The organism is Methylobacterium sp. J-078, assembly GCF_022829285.1.
In the GTDB taxonomy this organism is placed as follows: Bacteria; Pseudomonadota; Alphaproteobacteria; order Rhizobiales; family Beijerinckiaceae; genus Methylobacterium.
Window position 1 is genome coordinate 1 of record NZ_JAKSYI010000052.1, and the last position, 22,714, is coordinate 22,714.

Genomic DNA, 22,714 nt, shown 5'->3' on the forward strand with positions numbered 1-22,714 from the left:
CTCGGCTGCAGGATGCTCGTTGCCTTCATGGCGCTGCGTCTGGCGAACGGCTACGGCGACAAGCCCTGGTTCGTGGTCGAGGGCGATCCGCTTCGGACCACGATGAGCTTTGTCTCGCTAACGAAGTATCCCCCCTCGCTGCTGTTCCTGCTGCTGACACTAGGGATCGGGGCACTGTTCCTCGTCGCGCTTGAATGGATGCGCGACGCTTCGGTCGTCTTGGCCCTGGCGGTGTTCGGCGGTGCGCCGATGTTCTTCTACTTGCTCCACCTGACGATCCTGCGGCTCCTGTATCACGGTGCCGCCGCCATCTGGGGGCCGACGCAGGGCAGCGTGTTCGGCGTAGCAAATTATGGCTGGGTTCTGGCCTGGTACGTCGGGCTGGTCGTACCCTTGTACTGGCCGACGGCCTGGTTCTCGCGCTACAAAGTGGCACGTCGCGATATCGCCTGGCTCAAGTACCTCTAGCCTAAATCAAGTGAAGTTAGGTGAATATCTAATATGGTCTAATTTTAGAAATTCTTCTTACGGACATTGTGCGTAGGAGCCGAAGTCACCATCACACCAGCGGGCGATTGAATTATGACTTGTAGCACAACCTTCCACGGAAAATCGTCAAGTCCGAGTGAGAGGCTATACGGGCGACCATCAGGTCAGCATGTCGTGTCCCATTAAATAGATATTACGAAACAGGCGGCCCCCCATTTTTAGGGGTGGCCTTATGGCCTGCTTCGCAAGCGCAATGCGTTTGGCCACGTGGACCGATAGCTACGGTGGGGTTGCGAGCGCTTAGGGAGCGCTTCCCTCGCGCCGTACCGCCCTAAGGGCGCCAACCCGGCCATTATTGAACTCCGCAGGCGTGACCCGCACGACCGCCTGTCGTCGCTTTCGGTCGCGCGGTTGGAATGCTACCCACCCGCCTCATCACGAGGGGCTATCCAATGACCTTCCCAACCCGTCGCGCCGTGTTCCTGGCCGTCATCATGGGTTGCGTTCCAGCTTTTGCGCAGACCTCGGTCCCGGCCGGTCCGGAAACGGTCGCCTCGCAAGCCGTCATCCGCAAGCTGAACGCCTACGTCGGGCTGTTGAATCGGACGCTCCGCGCCTCGGAGTCGATGGCGCGTTACGGAAGCTGGGTGAACATGAAGACCGGCCCGACAGGTCATGAAAGCATCGTGTACGGGCTCTACTCACTCTATGATGTACGCGACGAGATCGCGAAGGCGAAGGCGGCCGTGGATGCGGAACCCCGCATGGCGGAGCTCGACGCAGCCATCCCACCGTATGTCGTGGCCTATGAAACGCTCGCCCCGCTGATTGCACAGGCGAACGGCTATTACGAGCGGGCGGATTACAAGGTCGACAAGATGGCGGAGGGCAAGACGCTGCATGCCAAGCTCGCGCCGGCCGGCAAAGCCTTCCTGGAGGAACGGGCGAAGCTCGAACCGCTCTTTGCGCGGGAGAAGCTCAAGAGCGACGAGGCCGAGCTCGCGCTGATCGAGAAGCGGGAAGGCCGCAAGGCCCGCTGGGTCGTCGCCAACGTCATGCTACGAGCGCGTCCGGTGGTGGAACTGCTCCCGCGCGAAGCTAAGCCCGTCGTTGACCTACCGGCCTTCGACGCCGCACTTGCCACCTATGCCTCGGCCGTCAGGAGCATGGACGAGTTTGCCGCGGCCGAGCCGGGCTCCTTCTCCGGCTTCGAGGGCCGACCGGCGTCCTGGCTCGGCAAGCTACGCGAGTTCCGCGAGAAGCTCGGCCGCGCGAAGGGCGACGCACGCCGCGGCCGTATCGACACGACCTGGATCGTGAACGACTACAACACACTGATTTCGTCCTCGCAGATGGCGACCCGTTTCCCGCGTTAGGCGGTCCTACCGGACGCTGCTGGCGCTGACAGGACCGTCCCATACGATCCACATTTCATCTCGGCGGCGCGCGCTTCGCCGGGATGACGAGGAAGCCAGATGATGCAGTCCGACACGCCATGCCCCGGAGACGATCCCCTATCGCCCATCGGCGACCCTTCTCCCGGACCTCAGGTGCCTGAGATCGATCCGCCTGCGGAGCCACCGACCCCTGAGCCACTCGGCCCAATCGAAGCTGTCTAAACGCGTGCCGATTCGGTAGCGCAACTCATGACGAGGGAGACTGCAGCCGTAGTGCGACCTCGTTCCGGCGCAGGAAGGGCACGGAGAACGGCGGATCGTAGCCCATGAAGAAGGGCTGCTCCGCCGTCTTCCGCCCAGCAGCTTCCAAGGCCGTCGTCAGGATGTGGGCTTGCTCATCCCTTGCCCCAGGCGATGCGGTGCCGGAGAAGCGTAGGACGGCCAATCGTTCCGGCGGGATGCGAACCAGTCTCACACCAGGTTCGGTCGGCTCCGGCGCACCGGCTTCGACGACCGCCCTCGGCAGGTAGAACCGCATCGTTCCCCGGGCGCCCTGCTCGACCGGGACCGTCATCGCGATCAGGCGGCCTTCGCTCTCGACGGGCGTCGTCATGGCGATGCGCTGACCGCCGCCATTCGCCCCGGTGATGTAGCGAAAAAGCCGGCCGAACGCCTCCCCATCCTGTTGTCCCCTGGCATCCGTCTCGACAGCAACGCGTCCCTCGTAGGCCCGCACCTCGACCCCACGGTCGAGTTGCTCGACGACCGCATAGCGCGGCTCTTCATAGGTCCCGCGGATGCCTACAACCGAAAGCGCGGACTCAAGCAAAGTCACGAGGTAGTAGAGGACCTTGTCCATCGTCCAGGCATCCTTTGGTCATGAGGGTACGCAAAGGGTCTGCGGTCGTTTGCAGTCGGGTGTCTAACGTCGGTCATGTAGGCCGACTAGTTGTCCGGCCGAGAAGACCGCGTCGCTGCTGGCCATGAGCGCGGCCAGAGCATCAATGGACATCTCGGTCAGATTACTCTGAACCACCATCGCTCCTAAGGCAGCGAGGCCCTCGGCCTGTTCCGGCTTGCGATGCAGCGACTTGGCGACATGACCGTTATCGCCGAGCATGCGCGCAAGCCGACGGACGACCTTTCCAGAGTCTCCGACAATGAAGACGTTCAGCGAGGGCTTCGGCAACGCCTACTTCAGTGTTGCCAGGTAGGCGATGACGTCCGCGACCTTCTTGTCGTCCTTGAGGCCCTGATAGACCATCTTGGTGCCCTTGACCTTGTTGGCAGCAGGGCCAATCAGCCACTCTTTGAGATTGGCTTCATCCCACGTGATGCCCGACTCCTTGAGGGCAGTTGAATAGTTGTAGCCTTCGTAGGAAGCAGCCTTGCGTCCGACGACCCCGACAAGGTTTGGCCCGACAGAATTCTTCCCGAGGGCATGGCAAGCCTTGCAGGCCGTAAAGACTTTCTCGCCGGCAGCCGCATCCTGGGCCTGCGCGGAGAAGGTGGGGAGTATGATTGCGAAGGCGGCGGCGAGAAGGTGAGTACGCATCGGTGTGGATCTCCAGGTGCGGCAGTCGACGTCTGCTCGTGACCGATTGGCCACACCGCAGAACTTGAGGCGCTAAAACAAACCTAGGGCGGATCCGGTCACAGCTGGAGGAAAGCGTATGCGGCCAATAGAAGCCAGGCCGCTGCGGATAAAATTCAACCTATCGGCTCCATGAGGATCTGTAGGCGCCAGCGGCGCGATCCAGCGCGACGGCCCCGATGCACGTCACATGCGGTGGTAAGGCGCATCGTCAACGCAGTTCGGCTTCACAGATAGCGTTATTGCAACCAAGAACGTGGTTCACTGCCCAGGGAGCTCCACGGCAAGTCACGTCTTTCTACCAGTGGACGCTAGAGGAAAACACAATTGCCGACTTGGATTGCCGCCGTTGTGCTCGTTCACCAGGCCCTTTGAAGCGGTATAATCAAGTAGCGGCTGACTATTTCAGGGCCACCTCGATTGGGGGACATCCAAGATGCCGGTTCGCTCTTTACTGATCGTGATGCTGGCATCGGTTGCGACGCCGGCCTTGGCGTTGCAACCGCAGGACACCCTGCGGGACTGGAGCGCCGCAACGGGTGCGGATAGGGACCTCCTGCTGCAGCAGTTGGAGAAATCCAGCGAAGGAGATGCTCCGCGCAAGGATGTGCTGTCCTGCCTCAATGACGCTGCGGGCATGAGTGCGCATGCCGACTTGGCGATCAGCGATGTGTTTATGGCCTGTACGAAGCAGAAACCGGAAGACTCGATCTGAGCGCCGGCCCTCCTCTTTCCTCGGCCTTGAAGCAGAGAAGCGCTTCACGACGAAGGGGACGGCATTGGCGCAGCCGAGCGAACCGAATGCCGCCCACAAGGGCGAGTTAAAGTTATTGAGGTTTGGAATGATGCTCTCGCAAGCGGCTATCCTCGTGACGGCCCTCCTGTTCGGCGGGATGGTCCTGTACTCGTTCGGCTTTGCATCGTTTCTCTTTAGTGCACTGCCCGCTGACGCCGCTGGTCCCCTCCTGCGTCGCGCCTTCCCACATTTCTATCTTTTCGTCATAGCGTGCGCCCTTAGCGGCACGGCACTGACGGCAACCCTCGATATGCCATCCGCACTCATCCTGGGATTGATCGCTCTCACGGCACTCCTCGCGCGCCAAGTCCTCATGCCGGCGATCAATGGGGCGACCGACATGGGGAATCGCACCCGCTTTAAGGTCCTTCATACAGGGTCCGTCCTGGTGACCCTGGCCCACATCGTCGGGTCGTCCGCTGCGATCCTAAGACTTTCCACCTAGCCGCGTTCGATCAGTGGGACTGCGTAAACGCCTGGGGCATGCCAACGAGATCTCGGGCTTCCAGGACAGCTTGGTCATCGAACCGTAGACCAGCCAGTCAAGCGACCGCATGGCGTGTCCGCGGTTGATCGGGTCTTGTCGCGCATCCCGCCAACTAGGAAACGACCATGGCCCACGTTCTCGTCATCGGCGCTAGCAAGGGTATCGGCCTGGAGACCGTGAAAGCGTCGCTCGCGGCTGGACACCGCGTCCGGGCTTTCGCGCGTTCGGCCACGACCATGACAAAGTCCGGTGCGGGCCTGGAGCGTTTCACGGGCGACGCGCTGAAGCCTGGCGATGTCGCCGCCGCCCTCGACGGCGTTGACGTCGTCGTCCAGGCGCTCGGGGTGCCGGTCAAGGACCTGCTCCCCCCGGTGACGCTGTTCTCGAACGCGACCAACGTGCTGGTGCCGGCCATGGAGAAGGCCGGGGTCAAGCGCCTTCTGACCGTCACCGGCTTCGGCACGGGCGACAGCAGGGACTCCATTGGCCTGCTTCAACGCGTACCGTTCCGGCTCGTCTTTGGTCGCGCCTACGACGACAAGGATGCGCAGGAGATGCGCATCCGCAAGAGCGGCCTCGACTGGACGTTCGTTCGGCCAGGGGTTCTCACGCCCGGATCGGCGACCGGCCGCTACAAGGTTCTCACCGAACCCTCGTCGTGGCGGAACGGCCTGATCTCACGGGCCGACGTCGCGCACTTCATCGTCGGACAGGTCGACCAGCCAACCTACGTACGCAAGGCCGTCGTCCTGATCGGCTGATCGACCACAACTGGACCCAGGCATCCCGAAATCCGTAATCCGTGACGGGTGCCGTCACGCGGTATGCGTTACCTTCTGAGTCGCGCAACTTCAGCCCGAGACCCAGGCCGATCCACCATGTTCGCCTCCGTCTACGTCATCCTGCCGGTCATGGATCTCGCGCCCGCCGAAGCCATTCGCGCCTCGCTGGCGCCCTTCCAACGCGGTGGCAAGGGCGACGTCCCAGACAAGTGGCTGGCCTTCCACGACGAGACCGCCGAAGTACGCACCATTCACCTGACCAAGTTCGTTTTCACTCGGGAAGAGGGCCGGGGAACCCTGATCGAGGGCGAGCCGCACTGGCACCTCGACATCGGCGCGATCAATGCCGAGATGGCGCGCCGCGGCCTTCACCGGTGGCGGGTGCGCTTCGCCGACGTCGAGCCCGACCTCGATGCCTTCGTAAAAGCCTATGTCCGGGACATCGAGCGTCACCCCGCCACCGGCGGCTATGGACGCTGGCTCAACCCTCTCGGACGATGGGACTGGTGGGATCTCGGTGGCCGCTTTGACGGGCGCATCATCGGCGAACGCCGCCGGCCGGGCGTGCGGAGGACTGCCTCCGTCTCGTCCGGTCCAGATACCGGCCGCACCATCCTCGCGAACGTCACCGGCGTGCTCGCCGACGCCCTCGGGTCCGAACCTTCTGAGGAGGTCGTCGTCGAGGCCGACGCCAACATCGAGATGGTCTCGCGCCTATCGGAGGATGCTCAGGCCGGCCTCGCGAGCGCATTCCCGGGTGCAATCCTGCTCCCGCCCGGCGCGGTCGAGGACCGGCTCCGCTGGCTGCGGGCCTGGCCCCAGATCGATCCGGAGGAGACCCTCGCCTGGCTTGGCCTTCCGGACGACGCGGACTGGGAGGCCGTAGCCATAGCCGCCTACCGCCGTTTCCCGGAGCATTGGGCTGCCGGGGTGGCCTACCACCTATAGTCGCTTGTTCCGAAGCTTGCCGTGCATTATTTTAATTTCCGACCAAATTCAAAAAGAAATTCCATCTTCAATCGCGTCCGGCTTGTATCTAAAGTCAACAATATCGACTTGATTTGACTTGAGAAATATGCCAAATCCGACTAATTCATATTTCGGCATAAGTTAGATTTACCTAATTCAGCTAAATGTCCTCAATTTGACAGGGTCGCAACCAACGCCCACCACAAACGACAGAACCCGACATGATCAAGCACTACAGTATTTTGGCTGACTACCACCAGTTTTACATGTGGGATCATGGGGCGAGCCCGGAGGCGCCCACGGAGTACACGGAGACGGATACGGTCCGCCGCATCAAAACCGCACCATTCTTGGTCGTCGTTCAGCCCGAGCGCAACATGGAAGTGCCTGTCGAGGTCGAGATCATGGACGGACCGCCCAAGCTCGCTCTCGACGTCTGGGATCATGTCACCGAGGCCAGTCTCGCGTTACCATCGGGCAAGCTGGAAATTCACGAATGCACAGGGGGATCGATTGACATCCTGACGGTTCCACCAGGCACCTATCGTGTCAGATCCCATCACGGTGGGCTAGCAACCCTCAGTGACGACGGACTCGACGGGGCAGATCACTACCGAATCGTGCTATGGCCGGCGCCCTTCGCGGACCTCGCCGTATTAAAACAATACGTCGATCCGTGCACTACATCGTAACACGCAGGAATTGCCTCTGATGCATTAGCCATATCCCTGGATACAGCTTTACGCCTTCAATAAACCGGCTGGAATACAAACGGCCGCTTACGAGAACATCGATGGCTATCTGCACGGCCGGGTTGGGTCGATTTCAGAAGGCCTGCTTATGGACAGCTTTGCATAGAAGCGAAGGTCGCCACCACGCCTACGGCGTGATCCAGTTCTGACTTAGAGTCCAAGCTTACGCGTATCCGCGTCAAAGTCGCGAGAGACACTGGACGGGCGACCATCAGGTCAGCATGTCGTGTCCCATTAGGACTGGTCGATATGGGATCTCGTCGCGTCGGCGGATGAAAGTTTGCGTCGGCGGTCCTAGGGCAAGACGGCTGAATCTTTCAGGACGCAGGCAGTCGTGCGGTGACCCCGTGATAGAAGCGCAAGGCAGGTCCTGTTTTAGACGAGCCTTGCGATCCATTCGTTTCAAGAGCGATGCGTTTCAGCGCCCCTGCTGCGGCATCAACGAACGAGCCTGCTGGACGGCATCGCGGCAGGACTGGTCGCCCTTTGCATTGAGGTCGGTCGCGCGCTGCAGGGCGGTCTTGGCCTGAGAGACCTTGTCCTCGGCGGACAGGTTCGCCGAGGCGGTCGGTTCACCACCCTTCGACGCCTCGACGGCGGCGGTCGGCTTGTTCTCGGACTGGGCCCGGACGTCGGCCGGCGAAGTGGCGATCCGCCCGCTTGCAACCGAGTCGGCCTGGCCGGTTCCAGCCGCAGCCGCGACGGGACCCGAGACGCCGCCGACCGTGCCTGGCGATCCGCCCGTCGTCCGGGACGCCCCGCCATCCTGCGCGCGATCCGTCTCGGCGTTGCCAACGGGCTTGGCCTTGGATCCGGCTGTGCTCGCAGTCTGGTCGGCCGACCCGTCGTTCGGTCCCTTGCGCTGGCCGGTATCGGGCTGCGAAACGGGCGCCCCCATGCCGACCTGGGTCCCGAGTTCGCGCTTGAGCTTGGCGATGTCGTCGGAACAGGGACCAACCTCCTGTGCGTAGGCGGCTGCGTTCATGAACCCGAGGGTCGAAAGGGCCGCGAAACCGCAAAGCATCTTGAAACGTGACATTTTCATCCTTTGATCGATCAAACGACCAACCCGGATCTTATTATTAAGTTCAAACTATTGGATTAAATTTATGCGGTTTGCGCGAATATTTCGGTGTGTTCATTGATAAAACAAATGTAGCGCGCCTGGATTACTCCAAGCACACTGCATTCTTATCTGGACCCATCACGTCAGATGACGAACCGGTGACGTACTTTTCTCAGTACCCGTAACCGTAGGCCGGGTAGCCGTAGCCATAGGCCGGTGCATAGCCGTAGGCGGGGGCGTAGCCATAGCCGCCGTAGTACCCAACCGGACGCCCATACCCGTAACCACCGTAGCCGCCGTAGCTGTTCGCCACGATGGCACCCGCCGCGAGGCCGGCGATGCCGAGGCCGATGGCAGCGCCTGGGCCGATGCCGCGACGATAGCCGTAGCCGCGACCATAGCCGCCGCCGTATCCACGATACCCACCGTATCCGCCGCGGAAGCCGACACCGCGGTAACCGCCGCCGTAGCCGTAGCCGCCGTGGCCGTAACCGCCGCCCCAGCCGCGAGCCTCGGCGGGTGCCGATGCCAGCAGGCCGAGGCCAAGCAGCGCCGTTGATGCAAGTGCGAGCTTGCGCATTCGATAGCTCCTATCTTTCGAGATGTGGGCCAGAAACAACCTCGCCAGCTCAACCGTTCCGGCGTTAGGTGTGGTACAACACGTCACAGGGTCAGTAGCCGTTGCCCCCATGGTATGCATCGTAGCCTATAGCCGGCGCGAACCCGTTCGAGGCTGTGGTCGGCCCTCCCCAGGTGTAGCTCTGTCCGGTTGGATAGATGCTTGCATGATCCTCACGACGAGCGGCGTGAATGCGGATACGGCCGTTTTTCTCTGTTCCGGAAAGACTCGAATTCTTCTGCACTGAAAACATGGTCTGGATAGACGGCATGATACGCATGGACGCCTCCGGCTTAGGCTGAGGGACCAGAAACATCCTTGCGATGATACCGTTCCTGCCCCATCCCGTCAGTGCAGGGATCGAAGACCATCAGGTTCGAACAGGACCTATCTCGGCATGCTACCGAACGAGGCCAATCGTGATGGGAACCTCCAGGCCATCGGCGTCCTCATGAACTCGCCAGCATGCTCGTCGATTGCAGGACGACGATGACGAGCATGGAGACGGCCGCGGCGGCGAGGACATAGGTCACGGCCTTGGTGAGTCTGGTCACGATTTGATTCTCCTCAGCCGCGCTTTTCGCCCAAACCGGCATCGATGGCGTCCTCGGCCGGCAGCACGAAGACCTGACCGGGATAGATCAGGTCCGGGTCGCGGATCTGGTCCTGGTTGGCGTCGTAGATCGCCGTGTACCGGTCGCCCTCGCCGTAGGTCCGCCGGCTGATCGCCCAAAGGCTGTCGCCGCGCTCGATCCGGGCGGTCCTCACCTCCGGCACGTAGACGGCGCCGGGGACGGCCTCGGGCCTGAGCGGATCGCTCACGGTATCAGAAGATGGTTTGGTCTCCGACGTGCCGGATATGGAATCCCGAGGCGCCTTAGACGCGCCTTCGTTCTCGCTTGGTCGCCTGACTGCCGCTGGTGGGGACGCGTTCGACGCCACCTTCCTGCCGGGTGATGCCTCGGTTGGTGCCAGGACCGAACGGCCCGTCCCGGCGATCCGGGCATCATGAGGAACCGAGAAGGGTACCTCCACGCGGCTGTGAACCTTCCCCGAGGCGGCATCGACCTGATCGAGCCGGACCTTGTAGTCCCCCGGCTTGACGCCTCGGCCGATTGTGAAGGTGACGATGCCGTCCCGACCGACCGTGGCGGGGGCGATCAGGGTATCGTTGAGGTAGAGCCGTACGGTCGCACTGGCGGGAGCCTGGCCGCTGACGTACAGCCGGCCGCCCTCCTGCGCATCGACGCTGACGACCTTGGTGGGGGCCTCCGCCGATCCCGTCACGACCGCCCGCTCCGGTGGTGGGGCCTGAGGCGCCTCCGAGGAGCGGGACCCGATCCCTTTGGATGCGGCTCGATCCGAGACCTTCGCGTCGGGGCCGTCGCCGACCCCGGTCCGGCCGGACCGGACCGCATCGTTCTCGCCGATGGCGTTCGAGGCGCCATTGGTCGAAGCAATTTCGCCGGAGCCTCGCCGGGACGGGGATGCGGCGTCCGCCGTCGCCCGTCGAGTGGACACCGCATCGGGAACAGAGTGGATCACCGTCCGTGACGAACCCGGTTGCGACAGCACCACGGTCGGCTTGTCGGGCGAGGTCAGGGCAACCAACGGCTTGGCATCGCGCGATGGCGCGACGGCCACCGCGACGCTGTCCCGCGATTGGCGAACAATGCCTTTCGCATCGGTGGCCCGAAGGCCGACCTCGCTGTTGCCGGCCGGGAGGGCCGGCGGGACGATGGCGAACTGGCCGTTCCCATCGGCGACCGCCCGGGCGGTGGGTTTGCCGTCGATCAGAAGCTCCACGGTGCCGTTCGGCGTCGCTCGCCCGGCGACGACGAATTCCCCGTTCGGCTCGACGCGGACGGTATCGAACGATGGGGAACTTGGGTCAGGGGCGCCGGGGGCCATCGCCACGCCTGGTTCGCCCGGCGTTCGTTCAATCACCGGTCTATCCCGAGCGACCGGTTCCGACGTGTTTCCTCTGCTGGCGTCGACCTCTGGCCGCGATAGGGCCGCCACCGGTCGCCCGCCTTCGCCGTTCGAGGAAGGAAGCGGCGACCCGAGCCGCCAAAAGGCGCCATCACCGCCGACCAAGGTTAGGATCAGCCCGATCCCGATAAGGAGGGCAAGGAGCGCGATGGCAGCTCCGCGGCGACGCATCGGAGGTGCGGCTTGCCTGGCGGGTAGCGGGACGAGCGTCGTCGCCCCCTTTCGGGAACCGCCACGTCTACGGAACAGGGCTGCGAGCAATCCCACGACGATAAGAAGGATTGCAGGGAACACCCGGAGGAAGGCGCGGCTCAGGCGGGTCAGCATAGTGTTGTCGTCTCCCATGCCGCCGTGATCACCGTCCGGGGCTCCCGGTCATCGGGCATTTGTTCGGTCGGAGCGGATGCCCTGGAACACGCCCCTGGGCAGGGGCACCGCGCCCTCCGGTGGCCCGAGGCACCCTTTCTCGTTGTCGGTACGGTTAGTCGTCGGCCTCGCCGGACGATCCGGCACGGGACCGCTCGTAGGCGGCGATGGCTCCGGAGCATCCCGGAGAAAGATTCTGGCGATTGCGCTTGAAGCATGCCTTCACCTCCGGCCCGCCCGGCTTCATGCCAGCGCACAGGCGAAGGTAATCACCCCCGCAATTCGCCCGCATGGCCTCCATCTCGGGACCCTCCTGCGCCGTGGATGGCCGGGAAACGACCAGGGCGCCTGCGATGGCAAGCGATGTCAGGGCGAGGATACGGATGTTCATCGTGCGGTCTTTTCGTGCGGTGGGGCCGAACGGGTGACCCTACGCGGGAGCTTGCCCGCGTAGGGTCGACGGTGTCTCAGCGAGCCGGCTGGCTCGGCGCGACGGCAGGCGGGTTGGCGAGTTGCTGACGGACCTCGGCGAGCTTCGCCTGGGCGGTGCTCAGGTCCTGGCGCGCCGCAGCCAGCCGCTCGTCGAGGGTCCCGGCCTCGTTGCGGGTCGCCAGGGTTTCGGTCAGCGTGGCGAGCTCTCCTTGCGCGTCGGTCTGGCGCTTGCGCAGGGCATCGAGGGCGGCCGTGCCGGCATCGCGGTCGGCTGAGAGCTTCTGCAGCGCCTGCTCGGCCTGACCTCGCTCGGAGACGACGCGGTCGCGCTGCGCCTGAACCTCGGCGAGTTCCTTACGGACGTTCGCGAGGGCATCGCGAGCCTGCTGGGCATCACGGTTGGCCTGCTCGATCTCGGTGGTGAGCTTCTCCTTGTTGGCGGTCAGGGCAGCGACGGCCTGTTCCGTATCCGTGCGCTGCTTGCCGGCCTGATCGGTCGCGGTCCGGGCCTCGGCCAGCTCCTTTTGGGCGGCGGCGGCAGCCTCGCGGGCGTTCTGCTGGCGCTCCTCGGCCTTGGCGAGGTCGGCGGTCTTGGCGGTCGCCTCCTGGGTCATGGTCGCAAGGTCGGCGCGGAGCTTGGCCTCCTGCACCCGGGCGTCCTCAAGGCGGCGTCCGACCTCTGCGAGATCCTGGGTCCGGTCGACGGCGGCCTTCTCGGCGGTGGTGATGGCCTCACGCAGCGGGGTCAGCTTCCCCTCGGCCTGGGAGACCTGGGACTGTAGGTCGGTGAGCTTCTGCGACTCGGCCTCGGCCGCCTTCTTCGCCTCGGTCGCCTTGGCCTCGGCGGCCTGTTGCTCCTTGGTCAGGGCTGCAGCACGGGACTTCGCCTCCTCGGCGGCCTTGCTTGCCTGCTGGTCCTGCTGCTGGGCGGTGGCGATCTTGGCCTGGAGCGCGGTCAGCGTACCGGCGGTGGATATCTGCCGGTCCAGGTCGGTCCGGAGTGCCGTCTGCTGGGTCTGCAGGTCCTCGATGCGGTGGTCACGAGCGCTGCGCTGACGCGCGCCGGCGATGGAGGCGACGATGAGCCAGACCAGCAGGACCGCGGCCACCACCGCGAGGCTGAAGGGTAAGGGGCGCCGGAGTTCGGAACGGTAATCGATGGCCATGGGGATCTCGCAAGCTCGGGGAAAGGCGGTGGATCGAACCCCGGCGCGGCGTCGCCCGGCGTTGTGTGTGGCCGGCGCCCTGAAGCACCGGCCGCATCGTGGGGTCAGGCCGGCGAGCGGCCGTCGGTGGCGTAGCGGTCGATGGCCGAGGGCAGCTCTCGCGAGAGGCGAGACAGGAGCGCGCTACGGCTGAGGCCGGTCTGCTGGGTGAGGTGATCCAGGGTATCGGGGCCGATGGCGCGTTCGAGGTCGGCCTCGGGGATGTCGCGGTTGGTGCCCTGGTTGACCCAGGAGTTCGCAGTCTCGCCGTGGCCGCCCTTGGTGAAGTGGTCAACAAGCTCGCTTAGGCCGCTGGCGATCAGGCCGCCGACACCGGCGGTGCCGAGACCGCCGAGGAGGCTGCCGAGGTTGCCGATGCCGCCTGTGGAGCTGGTGTTGGAAGCGGTGTTCGGGATCGGCGGAACGGTGCCGTGGTTCGGGCTTAGGGAGGGGCTGGACGGTGTGTCGTGGCCCTTCAGGAGCTCGGCGAGCTTATCGCGGTTCTGGTATCCGGCCACGGCCAGCAGGCCGAGCAGCGCGGTCATCGAGGGATAGCCCTTGCTCATCGGTCGTCCTTGTCGGTTGTGAGGGTCGGACGGGTGTCCGCCCGCGGGGGCTCGGCCGCCGTGCCGGCGACCGTAATCCTGCCTGGCATCACGTCAGGCAGGTGTGGGGGAGCGGGCTGCTAGAACTCGGTCGGCTTGATGCCGGCCTTCTCCATCCCCTGTTCGGTCTCGCCCGCCAGCGCCTGCAGACCCTGCCGCTCGGGCATTTGGAGCACGGGGTCGAGGGCGCGCATCGAGGCGTAGAGGCCAGCGGCGGCGGCACCGCCGAGCAAAGGCGCGACGACGAATAGCCAGAGTTGCTGGATGGCCGCCCAGCCGGCGAAATACGGGCGCATGGACGTTCAGCTTTCAGATTGAGTTCGCGGATGTCTGCGGGGTGTCAGCAACACGAGACATCCGCGAATCCGCGAGTCGTCCGGGAGCTATTCCGTCGTGGCACCGGACCAGCAGCCGTGGCGGGCCCGGTGGTCTGGATGGTTACGGGCAGGTGTGACGGTCGCCGTCGTTGCCGAGGTAGGTCCCGCTCGACGCGTCGTAGGACCGGAAGCGGCGGGCGCATGCTGCAACTGCCTCGGGGCCGGGACCGCCCTGCACGACCACCGGGGCAGCCTGAGCCTGAGAGTTGGCGATGGCGCCGCCGATGATGGCACCCGCCGCGAGGCCGGCGACGCCCGCACCCACCGCGGCGCCGACGCCGGGTCCGCGGCGATAGCCATAACCGCGACCGTAGCCATAGCCCCGCCCGTAGCCCCGCCCGTAGCCACGTCCACCGCGCCAGCCGTGACGGTGACCGAAGCGCCGGTACTGGACGTAGTCGGTCGGCAGGTCGCCGCGAACGAGTGCTTCGATAGGTGCTGTGGAGGTCGGTGCGGCATAAGCCGGCAATCCAACCAGGGTGGCTGTAACGGTGGCGGCGAGGGCGAGGGTCAGCTTCATCGTGGATGGTTTTCCTGAATCGGTTTCGGGTGGGGGAAGGTCAGTAGCCCCGGCGGTTCGGCGGGGTGCCGGAGCGACCGGAAAAGCGGCGACTGACGTAGGCGATGACCTTCGGGAGCAAGAAGGCGGTGAGAAGCTTGCGGATCATGGTGTGATCTCCGGTTTGGTGGGTCAGCGCTTGGAGCGGGACAGCCAGCCCACCGCGAAAGCGACGGCGGCGAGGCCGAGCAGGGTCGAGGTGCGGTTGTCGTCGGCGTAGCGGGCGGCCTGGCGGCCATAGGTCGTGCCGCGCTTACGGGCATGACGGGCGAAGTCGCGACCGTCCGAGATCAGGTTCCCGGCACGGTCGCGCGCCTCGTCAACGAGGTGACGCCCGTCCTCGATCAGGTTGCCGGTGCGATCCCGGACCTCGTGGGCGATGTCGCGACCGTCGTCGATGAGATCCTCGGCGCGGTCACGGGCGCGTCCGTAGGCGTACTGAGCCCCACCGGCCACCTGGTTGACGGCACCGCGCACCTGGCGGGCCGGATCGCCGGTGAGGCCGCCGACGGCGGTCTGCGCGCGACCCTTGAGGTGGCGGGACGCGCCGCGGAACTGGTCACCGTTCATGGGATACTCCCTAGGTTCGAATGGTGGGGCGACGGGACCCGTCCGGGTTCCCCGCCGCCGTCTCGGATCAGCGCTTGCCGGTGACCTTGTCGACCACCGAGGCGACGCCGTCCTTGGCCTCGCCGACGGTGCGCTGGGCCTCGCCCTTGAGTTCCTGGGCCTTGCCCTCGACGACCAGCTTGTCGTTGCCCGTGACCTTGCCGGCGGCCTGCTTGACGTTGCCGGCGGCCTCGTTGGCGAGGCCCTTGAGCTTGTCCGTAGTGCTGCTCATGGGATGGCTCCTTCGGTTAGAGGATGACGATCTGATGGGGGCCGGCCGGTCGCGGTGACCGGCCGGGGATCGGCTTAAACGCGACGGGCGTCGTAGGCGTCGGCAAGGGTGTGGAGCTTCGGGGCACCGAGGCGGCCGCCGAAGAAGCCGGCGAGCGCACCGAGGATCAGGGCGAGCGCGCCGTAGAACGCACCCTGGGTGGCCGCGGACTTGGCGACGACGGCGGCCTGCTCGGCCTTCACCTTGGCGGTGGCGACAGTCTCTTCGTACTGCTTCTTGTAGTCCTGGATCTGGGCCTTGGCCTGGTCGACCGGGATGCCCTGCGCCTTGGCGAGGGCGTCGGCGGCGCGGTTCTCGGCCTGAGCCTTCTGGGCCGGGTCACCGGTGAACAGGGCGCGGATCGCCGCGACGGCGGCGTCCTTGGCGGCCTGCGGGTCCTGGCCGGCGGCCTGGTTGCGGACCGACTGCTCGATGCCGTCGAAGGGGTTCGAGATCTTCGACAGCGACGGGGCCGCGGCCTGGGCCGCGGTCTGCACGGTGCCGCCGACGAGCGAGCCGGCGCCGCCCAGCGTGCTGGTCACGCCGGAGAAGGCCCCGCCGATGAGGCCACCGGCCGCCGAGGTCAGCAGGTAGAGCACCACCAGGGTGGTCACCGCCCAGGAAACGAGGCCGTGCAGGCCGGCCGCGCCGTTGATCGGCTTGCCCGAGAGACGACCGGCGATGAAGCCACCCGCCAAGGCCGCGACGATGCCGGAGCCGACAAACCAGATACCGGCGCTCAGGGAGAGGGTCGAGGCGGCCGGGTTGTCGGCGGCCACGGGACCGACGCTGGACAGGCCGACACCGACGCCGACCATGTTCAGGATGACCTGGGTCACCAGGGCGGTGACGGCGCCGGCGAAGATGGCGCCCCAAGAAACCTGGTTCAGCAGGACGGTGCGGGTGTCGGCCGAGGCCGCGGCGGAAGAAGTCGCGAGAAGAGGGGAAGAGGACACGTTGTAGCTACTCCGGGTGGTCGGTCGTCCGAGTCGTTCGGTCGTTCGAGAGGTTGGTCGGTGGGGTGGAACGTCAGGGTCCGGCCGCGCAGTCCCGGCGCGGTCGGACCAAGATCATGGGCCTGCGGATCAGTCGCGGCCGTGGATGAGCAGGCCGAGGCCGTAGCCGAGCAGGCCGACCACGAGCAGCGCGGCGATGGGATGCTCGGCGATCTGGCTCGTGGCCTCGCGGCCCCCCTCGCGCAGGTAGCGGCCACCGTTCTCGTAGGCGTCCTCGGCCCGGTCGTAGGCTTCGCGGCCGGCGCTGCGGACGTAACGCTCACCGCGCTCGTAGGTGTCGCTCGCAGCACCCTGGGCGCGGCGCGCGCGGTCCTCGACGTCGTCGGACCCAATCAGGTTGCCGACCGTATCGCGGACCTTGCCGCCGATGTCGCGGGCGGTGTCAGCGACGTGCTCGGCGGCGTCGCGCACGGTGTCCTTGGCCTGGCCGTAGAGGTTCTCGGCGGTGCCCTGCGCCTCGCGGGCGCGGCCCTCGACCGAGTCCCGCTTCGACCCGGTGAGGTCGCCCACCGCGCCCTGCACCTTGCCGCCGAGTTCCTTGGCGGCGCCGGTGATGCGATCCGTATCAACCATGTCGTTGTTCCTGTGTTCGTCGGGGATAGTGTTCGTGGGTGCGACGCCTGACCGAAGCTACGGCTTAGAGGTGGTCTTCGGTTTCGCGTCGGACTTCGGTAATTTTTGCTGAGACTTGCCCTCGGCCTCGACTTTGGGGTCGCCGACCAACTTTCCGATGGCTTCCTTGATCGAGCCCTTGATCTTGTCGGACGTGTCGGTCGTCTTCTGCGCGTTCACGGAATGCTCTAAAGCCTGGGCGATTGACACACCCATCAAGTGGCCTGCCTATGCCGGCAAGCAATGATGCAGATGTACCAGTCAGGTAATTTTATTTGTTCGGTTGGGTTAACGGAAAGCCGTTGTCCCGGCCCCAGACGATGGCCTCGGAGCGCTTGTGCACGTCGAGCTTGCGGTAGAGCGACGCCGAGTGGTTCCGCACCGTGTTCTTGGACAGGTTGAGCCGCTTCGCGATGGCGTCGTCCCCGAGCCCCTGGCAGATCAGGTCCAGGATCTGGCGCTCACGCACCGAGACGTTCGGGACGATGCCGTCGGCGTGGTCGGCACCCGGCCGGCGCAGGTTGGCGAGCTTCTCGATGAGGCCGCGGCTGAACCATGACGTGTCGGCCATCACCGCCTCGACGGCCTCGAACATCTCGCGCTCCGTGCGCTTACGCTCGGTGATGTCCTGTAGGACCATCAAGGCGTAGGTCTCCGAGCCGATCTCCACGCGCTCCGCCGAGGCCAGGCAATCGAAGTTGGTCCCATCCTCATGCTTGAGGCAGACCTCCAGGCCGAGCACGAAGCCCGTGCGCGCCACCGCCGACTCGAACTTGATCCGGGCGGCATCGTGGACCCAGAGTCCGAGATCGGCTGGCGAGCGCCCGGAGACCTTGTCGGCGCCGTAGCCAAACACCCGCGTGAAGGCCTCGTTGACGCCGGTGACGGCGAAGCCATCGGCGCGGGCCAGCAGGGTCGGCACCGGCGTCATGTTGAACGCTTTGGCGAAGCGCTCCTCGCTCTGGCGCAGGGCCGTCTCGGCCTTCCGGCGCAGGTCGAGGTCGGCGAAGGTGAAGAGCATGCACGGCTCGTCGCCCAATTCGATGGGCTGGCCGGCGACGATGACGTAGCGGCTGCCCCCGTCGGGCAGGTCGAGGCAGGCCTCCATCTGCGGGATGGTACCGCCGCTGTTGAGGCGCGAGATCGCGAGGTCCCGGCTGCGGGCCCCGGCCAGCACGTCGACCTCGTAGACGCTGCGGCCGATGACGGCGTCGCGGGTGTAGCCGGTCATCTCCAGGAAGCCGAGGTTCACCTTGACGTGGCGCAGGTCCGAGAGCCGGCAGATCACCGCCGGGGCCGGGTTGGCGTTGAAGGTGGCCTCGAAGCGCTCCTCGGCCTCGAACTGGTCCGAGACGTCCTTGAGGATGAGGGCGAGGCAGCTCGGATTGCCCTCGCGGTCGGTGGCGACCAGGCTGCGAAGGGAGTGGACGAAGTCGACGTCCGGCCGGTCGGTCCGCTTCACGTCGACGATGACGTCGTGGAAGCGTTCGCCGGAGACGACGCGCTCCATCGGATACTGGTTCGGGGTGTGATTGTTGCGGTAGCGCAGGGCGAAGCGCTCGCGGTACGCGTCCACCGTCTCGCCGAGCTCGCCGACGCTATCCGCCCCGTGCATCGCGAGCGCGGCCTCGTTGGCGTAGGCGATGGTCTGGTCAGGCTCGACCAGGATCACGCCTTCGCTGAGGCCGGCGATGATCTGCCGGAGCTCATGCCTGTCGACGCCGACTGTCACCTGCCACCACCCTCCCCCTGCTTGGATCAAGCGAGGCCGTAACAGGCGAGTGCGGAGCACGGTTCCAGTGAGTGGGAATGATTGGTTGGTATATCTGGATCATTGACGGGATCGTGAACGATCAGCCAAAACCGGACACGCATATTCTACCGTAGAGGGGCGGAAAGATCCGGTCGTCTCCCGGAAGAAGGTTGAATCTCCTCACATGTACTTAAGCATAATCTCCAACAGACCTTCGCAGGGCGAGGGATTGCCCCGCCATGTCCAGGATCTGCTCGGGCGGCAACTCGACGGGCTCATCCCACGAACGGACGCGGTCCACCCTGATACGCAGCTCGGCCAGGTGCTCCTTAGGCTTCGGGCCGCCCTGCGCGACACGGTGACAGAACAGGAGGGCATGAAGGCGTTCGGCGACGAGCTCATCGCGCTGGTGCCTCGACTTCGCCGCTTCGCCCTCGTTCGCACCGGCAACGCCGCGGAGGCGGACGACATGGTCCAGGCGACGCTGATGCGGGCCTGGGAGCACCAAGATCAGTACAGGGCGGGTAGCAACCTCGTCGCGTGGTTGTTCACGATCCTGCGCAACACCCACCTGAACCAACGCAAGCGCCTGCGACGCGAGGTCGAGGACGTCGATGGGATCATGGCGGGGACACTGTCCTCGGCTCCCGACCAGGAGCATCGGATTGCCCTGTTCGAGTTGCAAGCCGCTCTGGATGCCCTTCCCGAGGAGCAGCGCGAGACCTTGCTGCTGGTGACGGTGGATGGGCTTCGCCACGAGGACGCGGCCGCCATCCTGGGCTGTCAAGTCGGCACCATCAAGAGCCGCGGGAGCCGGGCGCGCGAACGCCTTGCCATGACCCTCGGCCTGACATGACCGCGCCTGCCCTCGATGACGAAGGAGTCTTCCGCCCGTTCGATCCCGCGCCCCTTGCCGCCCAGGTCCATACCGCACTGGACAGCTATCTGCGGGACCGCGCGCCCGACCAGCGGCTAGCATTCTGGAAGGCCGTCGCGCTCGGCTACGGAGGAAATTTCGAGAGCCTGGCCGGATTCCCGAGGCCGCTTCCCTCCGTGTCGTCGCCATAGCCGGCGATTGACTGCGCACCGATCAGCAATAACGCGACGCGCACTGCATTTTACCAAATCAGGACCTGCCAATTTGATGCATCTGCATCATTGAGCGATTTCGCGGCGGTCATATCTCTCCGACATCGCCGAGCGCGATGAAGCGAACGGCGAGCGATTTTCGAAGTTGTGCCGGACCACATAAGTCCCCCGATCAGGTCCGGCATGGCCGCAGGGCCGGGCGTCGTGCCGCTCCGGGCGCACGTCCGGCCCGTAGGCCATCTTTCACGACTGGCTATGGAGTATCCTACGTTGGCCAATCCCGGCATGCCCGATCCCATCCCCGGTGGTGACATCCCATCGGAGATGCCGCCGCGGCCCTTTCCGGGCGAACGACCGCTCGGGCCGGACGAGCCATCCGCGCCCTACGAGGAGCCACCCATCGAGGAGCCGTTCGAACCTGGCATTGGTCCCGATCACCTTCCGGGGACACCGACGGACCCGGGAATCCGCGCCTGAACGTGGCGCTGCATGCCTACGAGGCGCGCGCCGTCCAGGAGGCAATCGAGTCCGGGATGGCACGTTCCGAACTCACGGCGATCCTCGACGGCCTTCGCGTGACGGAAGTCGTCCCGCCCTGCGAGGACGAACCACCAGAGGATTACGCGGCTCGGGCCACGGCCGAACTCATGGTCCGATACCTTGCCCAGGACGGTCTGCGACCGGTCTGAGAAACAAGCCAGGAAGGGGACCGGCACCTCGGAGCGCCGGTCCCCTTCGGCATGTCGATCCACCAGCGGAGCCTTCCATGACGACCGTCAGGACCTTGATCCATGCCAGTTCCAACGACGACCGCTGGTTCCTTTGCCACGGTGACGATCCAGCGGACGTCTTCGTCTTCCACGAGCCGAACGGCCCATCCGGGGGGACGCCGGCTCGGATCGCGATCCCGGAGTTCCTCGCTTCCGACCTGGGTTCCCCGGAACGGCGCGGACTTCTCGCGATGATCGGCTCGCTCGTCGAGGCTGGCCATTCGCCGTCATCGGCGGCGGCGCCGGAGCCCGGGGCCGCCGCGGCGGAACCTACGCCGGGCGAGGCCGTCTCGATTCCCGATCCACATGGCGTCGTGCCCCAAACGTGACGCAAGGATCTCCAGCGCGCCGCCAAGCCGGGAGAAAAGGGGCCAGGAACAACCCGACCGCGGGTGACCCCAGGCTTTGCCGTTCATGCTCGGTTCGATTAGATTGCGCGCGCTTGAGAGGGAGAGCGGCGATGGCACGGGTGCCGTCCGCATCCTCCGCAACCCCGATGGGAATACGCTAGGACATGGAATCAGCCGAAGCCTGGCGTCTGACCGACCGCCTCCAGGCCGAGCACGGCAAGGGTGATCCGTTCGCGGCCGCCATCCGGGCGACACGCATGGCGATGATCATCACCGACCCGAGGTTGCCCGACAATCCCATCGTGTTCGTCAACGACGCGTTCTGCACGCTGTCGGGCTACGACCGCGACGAGATCATGGGCACCAACTGCCGCTTCCTTCAGGGGCCCGACACCGACCGGGACGACGTCCGCCGCATCCGTGAGGCCGTCGAGGCGCGCCGGGACATCGCCGTCGACCTGCTGAACTACCGCAAGGACGGCACGCGGTTCTGGAACGCGCTCTACATGAGCCCCGTCGTCAACGAGGACGGCGAGCTCCTGTACTTCTTCGCCTCCCAACTCGACGTCACCCATCGGGTCGACGCCCACCTCCAGACCCGGAACGAGAAGGCGGACGTCGAGCGCCAGGTGATCGAGCGGACCCGCGAGCTCACCGAGGCGCTGGCCGCCAAGACCATGCTCGTCCACGAGGTCGACCACCGCGTGAAGAACAACCTGCAGATGATCTCCTCGCTGCTGGGGATGCAGGCCCGGACCTTCACCGACCCCGACGCCCAGGAGAAGATGCGCCTGATGCTGGATCGCGTCGAGGCGCTGGGAACTGTGCACCGGCTTCTCTACGTGTCGGACGATGTGACCCGCTTCGACGTCGCCGATTGCGCCCGAGAGCTCGCGACCGAGCTGGTCCAAGCCAGCGGGCGTTCCGAGATCCGACTCAGACTGGAACTGGAATCCGTGGTGACGGCCGTCGACAAGGCGGCCCCGGTCGCGCTGATGCTGAACGAGCTCGTGACGAATGCGCTCAAGCATGCCTTCGCCGACGGGCGTGGCGGCAAGATCGTCGTGGTCGTCGAACCGGACGGACCCGACGTCCGGCTAGAGGTCACCGACGACGGTACCGGGATGGCGGGCATCGCCGTCGATCCCACGTCCTTCGGACAACGCTTGCTGCAGACGCTCGCACGGCAACTTGGAGCCAGCGTCGAGAGGCTCCCCGCCGAACTCGGCACGCGCGTCGTCGTCCGGTTCCCGAACGATGCGGTCGAGAAGGCGGCAGCGCGATGAGGGAGCCGTTGCGCATCCTGATCGTCGAGGACGAGGCGCTGATCCTGATGCAGCTGGAAATGCTGTTCGAGGACGCCGGCCACGAGGTCGTGGGCACCGCCGTCTCGCAGGACGAGGCGGTCGCCCTCGCCGTGGAGACCAAGCCGGACATCGCCTTCGTGGACGTTCGTCTGAAGGGCGGCTCGTCCGGGATCGAGGCCGCGCGGGCGATGCGCGCGGTCGACGGCCTAACCATCGTGTTCATGACGGCGAACGTTCGCCTCCTTCCCGACGACCTCGACGGTGCGGCCGCCGTGATCCCCAAGCCGTTCTCCGAGAAGGTGTTCGGCGCGGCGCTTCCATTCCTTGAGGAATGCGTGCGGACACCCCCGCCGGGGATCGTCAAGCCGCCGGGCATCCGGCTGGCGCCCTGGTTCATGGAGCGGATCGGGCTTCGCGACGCCGAGTTCGGGGCGGCGCTTCCATGACCGC

Annotated in this window: 30 protein-coding genes and 1 pseudogene; 13 read left to right on the plus strand and 18 right to left on the minus strand. The window is 65.4% G+C overall.

Translation table 11 applies throughout. The features are described 5' to 3' along the window. Both MKK58_RS05685 and MKK58_RS05690 read left to right on the plus strand, forming a co-directional pair. Positions 1-468 (plus strand): annotated as a pseudogene (locus MKK58_RS05685) (hypothetical protein); the annotation flags it as partial. Positions 469-941: 473 nt separating this feature from the next. Next, complete coding sequence (locus MKK58_RS05690; protein WP_243911172.1) at positions 942-1,865, plus strand: YiiG family protein; 924 nt, start codon at positions 942-944, stop codon at positions 1,863-1,865. Between the two features lie 268 nt (positions 1,866-2,133). Here MKK58_RS05690 and MKK58_RS05695 read toward each other — a convergent pair whose 3' ends face one another. The 3 genes from MKK58_RS05695 to MKK58_RS05705 form a co-directional block, all read right to left on the minus strand. Then, positions 2,134-2,745: an SOUL family heme-binding protein gene (locus MKK58_RS05695; protein ID WP_243911173.1), complete on the minus strand. Its 612-nt coding sequence runs from the start codon at positions 2,743-2,745 to the stop codon at positions 2,134-2,136. 63 nt (positions 2,746-2,808) lie between these two features. Continuing rightward, the gene (locus MKK58_RS05700) at positions 2,809-3,075 is read right to left on the minus strand and encodes an NAD(P)H-binding protein (protein ID WP_243911174.1); all 267 of its coding nucleotides are present in this window, start codon (positions 3,073-3,075) and stop codon (positions 2,809-2,811) included. Between the two features lie 3 nt (positions 3,076-3,078). Next, positions 3,079-3,441 carry a c-type cytochrome gene (locus MKK58_RS05705; protein WP_147750417.1) on the minus strand — a complete coding sequence of 121 codons (363 nt, stop codon included), beginning with the start codon at positions 3,439-3,441 and terminating at the stop codon, positions 3,079-3,081. A 475-nt stretch (positions 3,442-3,916) separates the two neighbouring features. Between MKK58_RS05705 and MKK58_RS05710 the strand changes: the two genes are divergently transcribed. The 5 genes from MKK58_RS05710 to MKK58_RS05730 all read left to right on the plus strand — a co-directional run bounded on the left by MKK58_RS05710 (position 3,917) and on the right by MKK58_RS05730 (position 7,206). Next, positions 3,917-4,195 carry a hypothetical protein gene (locus MKK58_RS05710; protein ID WP_243911175.1) on the plus strand — a complete coding sequence of 93 codons (279 nt, stop codon included), beginning with the start codon at positions 3,917-3,919 and terminating at the stop codon, positions 4,193-4,195. Between the two features lie 64 nt (positions 4,196-4,259). Continuing rightward, on the plus strand, positions 4,260-4,721 hold the full coding sequence (locus MKK58_RS05715) for a DUF4149 domain-containing protein (protein WP_243911176.1): 462 nt from the start codon (positions 4,260-4,262) through the stop codon (positions 4,719-4,721). Between the two features lie 167 nt (positions 4,722-4,888). Further along, complete coding sequence (locus MKK58_RS05720; protein WP_243911177.1) at positions 4,889-5,524, plus strand: NAD(P)-dependent oxidoreductase; 636 nt, start codon at positions 4,889-4,891, stop codon at positions 5,522-5,524. A gap of 117 nt (positions 5,525-5,641) precedes the next feature. Continuing rightward, positions 5,642-6,493, plus strand: coding sequence for a hypothetical protein (locus tag MKK58_RS05725; protein ID WP_243911178.1), 852 nt, complete (start codon positions 5,642-5,644; stop codon positions 6,491-6,493). Positions 6,494-6,735: 242 nt separating this feature from the next. After that, positions 6,736-7,206 (plus strand): hypothetical protein, encoded by a 471-nt coding sequence (locus MKK58_RS05730; RefSeq protein ID WP_243911179.1) that lies wholly within the window; start codon positions 6,736-6,738, stop codon positions 7,204-7,206. 478 nt (positions 7,207-7,684) lie between these two features. On the opposite strand, the gene MKK58_RS05735 is transcribed toward MKK58_RS05730, so the two are convergent. The 15 genes from MKK58_RS05735 to MKK58_RS05805 all read right to left on the minus strand — a co-directional run bounded on the left by MKK58_RS05735 (position 7,685) and on the right by MKK58_RS05805 (position 18,727). Further along, positions 7,685-8,305, minus strand: a complete 621-nt coding sequence (locus MKK58_RS05735; RefSeq protein WP_243911180.1) for a hypothetical protein — start codon at positions 8,303-8,305, stop codon at positions 7,685-7,687. Positions 8,306-8,504: 199 nt separating this feature from the next. Then, a complete protein-coding gene (locus MKK58_RS05740) occupies positions 8,505-8,912 on the minus strand; it encodes a hypothetical protein (protein ID WP_056093336.1) in 408 nt (135 codons plus the stop codon). Positions 8,913-9,003: 91 nt separating this feature from the next. Further along, positions 9,004-9,231, minus strand: coding sequence for a hypothetical protein (locus tag MKK58_RS05745; protein ID WP_243911181.1), 228 nt, complete (start codon positions 9,229-9,231; stop codon positions 9,004-9,006). A gap of 287 nt (positions 9,232-9,518) precedes the next feature. After that, positions 9,519-11,270 carry a LysM peptidoglycan-binding domain-containing protein gene (locus tag MKK58_RS05750; RefSeq protein ID WP_243911182.1) on the minus strand — a complete coding sequence of 584 codons (1,752 nt, stop codon included), beginning with the start codon at positions 11,268-11,270 and terminating at the stop codon, positions 9,519-9,521. A 154-nt stretch (positions 11,271-11,424) separates the two neighbouring features. Then, positions 11,425-11,700 carry a hypothetical protein gene (locus MKK58_RS05755; RefSeq protein ID WP_243911183.1) on the minus strand — a complete coding sequence of 92 codons (276 nt, stop codon included), beginning with the start codon at positions 11,698-11,700 and terminating at the stop codon, positions 11,425-11,427. 76 nt (positions 11,701-11,776) lie between these two features. Beyond that, positions 11,777-12,907, minus strand: coding sequence for a chromosome partitioning protein ParA (locus MKK58_RS05760; protein ID WP_243911184.1), 1,131 nt, complete (start codon positions 12,905-12,907; stop codon positions 11,777-11,779). A gap of 104 nt (positions 12,908-13,011) precedes the next feature. Further along, positions 13,012-13,512, minus strand: a complete 501-nt coding sequence (locus MKK58_RS05765; protein ID WP_238184999.1) for a YidB family protein — start codon at positions 13,510-13,512, stop codon at positions 13,012-13,014. Between the two features lie 119 nt (positions 13,513-13,631). Continuing rightward, positions 13,632-13,847 carry a hypothetical protein gene (locus MKK58_RS05770; protein ID WP_243911185.1) on the minus strand — a complete coding sequence of 72 codons (216 nt, stop codon included), beginning with the start codon at positions 13,845-13,847 and terminating at the stop codon, positions 13,632-13,634. Between the two features lie 142 nt (positions 13,848-13,989). After that, positions 13,990-14,448 (minus strand): BA14K family protein, encoded by a 459-nt coding sequence (locus tag MKK58_RS05775; RefSeq protein WP_243911186.1) that lies wholly within the window; start codon positions 14,446-14,448, stop codon positions 13,990-13,992. Between the two features lie 171 nt (positions 14,449-14,619). Then, complete coding sequence (locus MKK58_RS05780) at positions 14,620-15,057, minus strand: CsbD family protein (protein ID WP_243911187.1); 438 nt, start codon at positions 15,055-15,057, stop codon at positions 14,620-14,622. Between the two features lie 67 nt (positions 15,058-15,124). Further along, complete coding sequence (locus tag MKK58_RS05785) at positions 15,125-15,328, minus strand: CsbD family protein (protein ID WP_147830027.1); 204 nt, start codon at positions 15,326-15,328, stop codon at positions 15,125-15,127. Positions 15,329-15,402: 74 nt separating this feature from the next. Next, positions 15,403-16,323 carry a PhnA-like protein gene (locus MKK58_RS05790; RefSeq protein WP_243911188.1) on the minus strand — a complete coding sequence of 307 codons (921 nt, stop codon included), beginning with the start codon at positions 16,321-16,323 and terminating at the stop codon, positions 15,403-15,405. Positions 16,324-16,452: 129 nt separating this feature from the next. Next, positions 16,453-16,956: a CsbD family protein gene (locus tag MKK58_RS05795; protein ID WP_243911189.1), complete on the minus strand. Its 504-nt coding sequence runs from the start codon at positions 16,954-16,956 to the stop codon at positions 16,453-16,455. A 57-nt stretch (positions 16,957-17,013) separates the two neighbouring features. Then, the gene (locus MKK58_RS05800) at positions 17,014-17,175 is read right to left on the minus strand and encodes a CsbD family protein (RefSeq protein ID WP_243911190.1); all 162 of its coding nucleotides are present in this window, start codon (positions 17,173-17,175) and stop codon (positions 17,014-17,016) included. A 91-nt stretch (positions 17,176-17,266) separates the two neighbouring features. Further along, a complete protein-coding gene (locus MKK58_RS05805; RefSeq protein ID WP_243911191.1) occupies positions 17,267-18,727 on the minus strand; it encodes a helix-turn-helix transcriptional regulator in 1,461 nt (486 codons plus the stop codon). Between the two features lie 250 nt (positions 18,728-18,977). On the opposite strand from MKK58_RS05805, the gene MKK58_RS05810 reads away from it, so the two are divergent. The 6 genes from MKK58_RS05810 to MKK58_RS05835 all read left to right on the plus strand — a co-directional run bounded on the left by MKK58_RS05810 (position 18,978) and on the right by MKK58_RS05835 (position 22,710). Next, a complete protein-coding gene (locus MKK58_RS05810) occupies positions 18,978-19,604 on the plus strand; it encodes a sigma-70 family RNA polymerase sigma factor (RefSeq protein ID WP_243911192.1) in 627 nt (208 codons plus the stop codon). Beyond that, the gene (locus tag MKK58_RS05815) at positions 19,601-19,816 is read left to right on the plus strand and encodes a hypothetical protein (protein WP_243911193.1); all 216 of its coding nucleotides are present in this window, start codon (positions 19,601-19,603) and stop codon (positions 19,814-19,816) included. The genes MKK58_RS05810 and MKK58_RS05815 overlap by 4 nt, the downstream gene beginning before the upstream one ends. Before the next feature lie 500 nt (positions 19,817-20,316). After that, the gene (locus MKK58_RS05820; RefSeq protein ID WP_243911194.1) at positions 20,317-20,526 is read left to right on the plus strand and encodes a hypothetical protein; all 210 of its coding nucleotides are present in this window, start codon (positions 20,317-20,319) and stop codon (positions 20,524-20,526) included. A 77-nt stretch (positions 20,527-20,603) separates the two neighbouring features. Further along, entirely contained in the window at positions 20,604-20,936 is a 333-nt protein-coding gene (locus MKK58_RS05825) for a hypothetical protein (protein ID WP_243911195.1), read from the plus strand. Positions 20,937-21,121: 185 nt separating this feature from the next. Further along, positions 21,122-22,243, plus strand: coding sequence for a PAS domain-containing protein (locus MKK58_RS05830; protein ID WP_243911196.1), 1,122 nt, complete (start codon positions 21,122-21,124; stop codon positions 22,241-22,243). Continuing rightward, a complete protein-coding gene (locus MKK58_RS05835) occupies positions 22,240-22,710 on the plus strand; it encodes a response regulator (RefSeq protein WP_243911197.1) in 471 nt (156 codons plus the stop codon). The genes MKK58_RS05830 and MKK58_RS05835 overlap by 4 nt, the downstream gene beginning before the upstream one ends. Positions 22,711-22,714 lie beyond the last annotated feature (4 nt).

What these genes read in the sequence shown, in the direction of transcription:
- MKK58_RS05775 (WP_243911186.1), bottom strand. Translation starts at nt 14,448, where the DNA reads ATGAAGCTGACCCTCGCCCTCGCCGCCACCGTTACAGCCACCCTGGTT.
- MKK58_RS05825 (WP_243911195.1), top strand. Translation starts at nt 20,604, where the DNA reads ATGACGACCGTCAGGACCTTGATCCATGCCAGTTCCAACGACGACCGC.
- MKK58_RS05830 (WP_243911196.1), top strand. Translation starts at nt 21,122, where the DNA reads ATGGAATCAGCCGAAGCCTGGCGTCTGACCGACCGCCTCCAGGCCGAG.
- MKK58_RS05815 (WP_243911193.1), top strand. Translation starts at nt 19,601, where the DNA reads ATGACCGCGCCTGCCCTCGATGACGAAGGAGTCTTCCGCCCGTTCGAT.
- MKK58_RS05780 (WP_243911187.1), bottom strand. Translation starts at nt 15,057, where the DNA reads ATGAACGGTGACCAGTTCCGCGGCGCGTCCCGCCACCTCAAGGGTCGC.
- MKK58_RS05835 (WP_243911197.1), top strand. Translation starts at nt 22,240, where the DNA reads ATGAGGGAGCCGTTGCGCATCCTGATCGTCGAGGACGAGGCGCTGATC.
- MKK58_RS05785 (WP_147830027.1), bottom strand. Translation starts at nt 15,328, where the DNA reads ATGAGCAGCACTACGGACAAGCTCAAGGGCCTCGCCAACGAGGCCGCC.
- MKK58_RS05795 (WP_243911189.1), bottom strand. Translation starts at nt 16,956, where the DNA reads ATGGTTGATACGGATCGCATCACCGGCGCCGCCAAGGAACTCGGCGGC.
- MKK58_RS05710 (WP_243911175.1), top strand. Translation starts at nt 3,917, where the DNA reads ATGCCGGTTCGCTCTTTACTGATCGTGATGCTGGCATCGGTTGCGACG.
- MKK58_RS05770 (WP_243911185.1), bottom strand. Translation starts at nt 13,847, where the DNA reads ATGCGCCCGTATTTCGCCGGCTGGGCGGCCATCCAGCAACTCTGGCTA.
- MKK58_RS05735 (WP_243911180.1), bottom strand. Translation starts at nt 8,305, where the DNA reads ATGTCACGTTTCAAGATGCTTTGCGGTTTCGCGGCCCTTTCGACCCTC.
- MKK58_RS05755 (WP_243911183.1), bottom strand. Translation starts at nt 11,700, where the DNA reads ATGAACATCCGTATCCTCGCCCTGACATCGCTTGCCATCGCAGGCGCC.
- MKK58_RS05750 (WP_243911182.1), bottom strand. Translation starts at nt 11,270, where the DNA reads ATGCTGACCCGCCTGAGCCGCGCCTTCCTCCGGGTGTTCCCTGCAATC.
- MKK58_RS05725 (WP_243911178.1), top strand. Translation starts at nt 5,642, where the DNA reads ATGTTCGCCTCCGTCTACGTCATCCTGCCGGTCATGGATCTCGCGCCC.
- MKK58_RS05695 (WP_243911173.1), bottom strand. Translation starts at nt 2,745, where the DNA reads ATGGACAAGGTCCTCTACTACCTCGTGACTTTGCTTGAGTCCGCGCTT.
- MKK58_RS05740 (WP_056093336.1), bottom strand. Translation starts at nt 8,912, where the DNA reads ATGCGCAAGCTCGCACTTGCATCAACGGCGCTGCTTGGCCTCGGCCTG.
- MKK58_RS05760 (WP_243911184.1), bottom strand. Translation starts at nt 12,907, where the DNA reads ATGGCCATCGATTACCGTTCCGAACTCCGGCGCCCCTTACCCTTCAGC.
- MKK58_RS05745 (WP_243911181.1), bottom strand. Translation starts at nt 9,231, where the DNA reads ATGCGTATCATGCCGTCTATCCAGACCATGTTTTCAGTGCAGAAGAAT.
- MKK58_RS05720 (WP_243911177.1), top strand. Translation starts at nt 4,889, where the DNA reads ATGGCCCACGTTCTCGTCATCGGCGCTAGCAAGGGTATCGGCCTGGAG.
- MKK58_RS05705 (WP_147750417.1), bottom strand. Translation starts at nt 3,441, where the DNA reads ATGCGTACTCACCTTCTCGCCGCCGCCTTCGCAATCATACTCCCCACC.
- MKK58_RS05765 (WP_238184999.1), bottom strand. Translation starts at nt 13,512, where the DNA reads ATGAGCAAGGGCTATCCCTCGATGACCGCGCTGCTCGGCCTGCTGGCC.
- MKK58_RS05690 (WP_243911172.1), top strand. Translation starts at nt 942, where the DNA reads ATGACCTTCCCAACCCGTCGCGCCGTGTTCCTGGCCGTCATCATGGGT.
- MKK58_RS05730 (WP_243911179.1), top strand. Translation starts at nt 6,736, where the DNA reads ATGATCAAGCACTACAGTATTTTGGCTGACTACCACCAGTTTTACATG.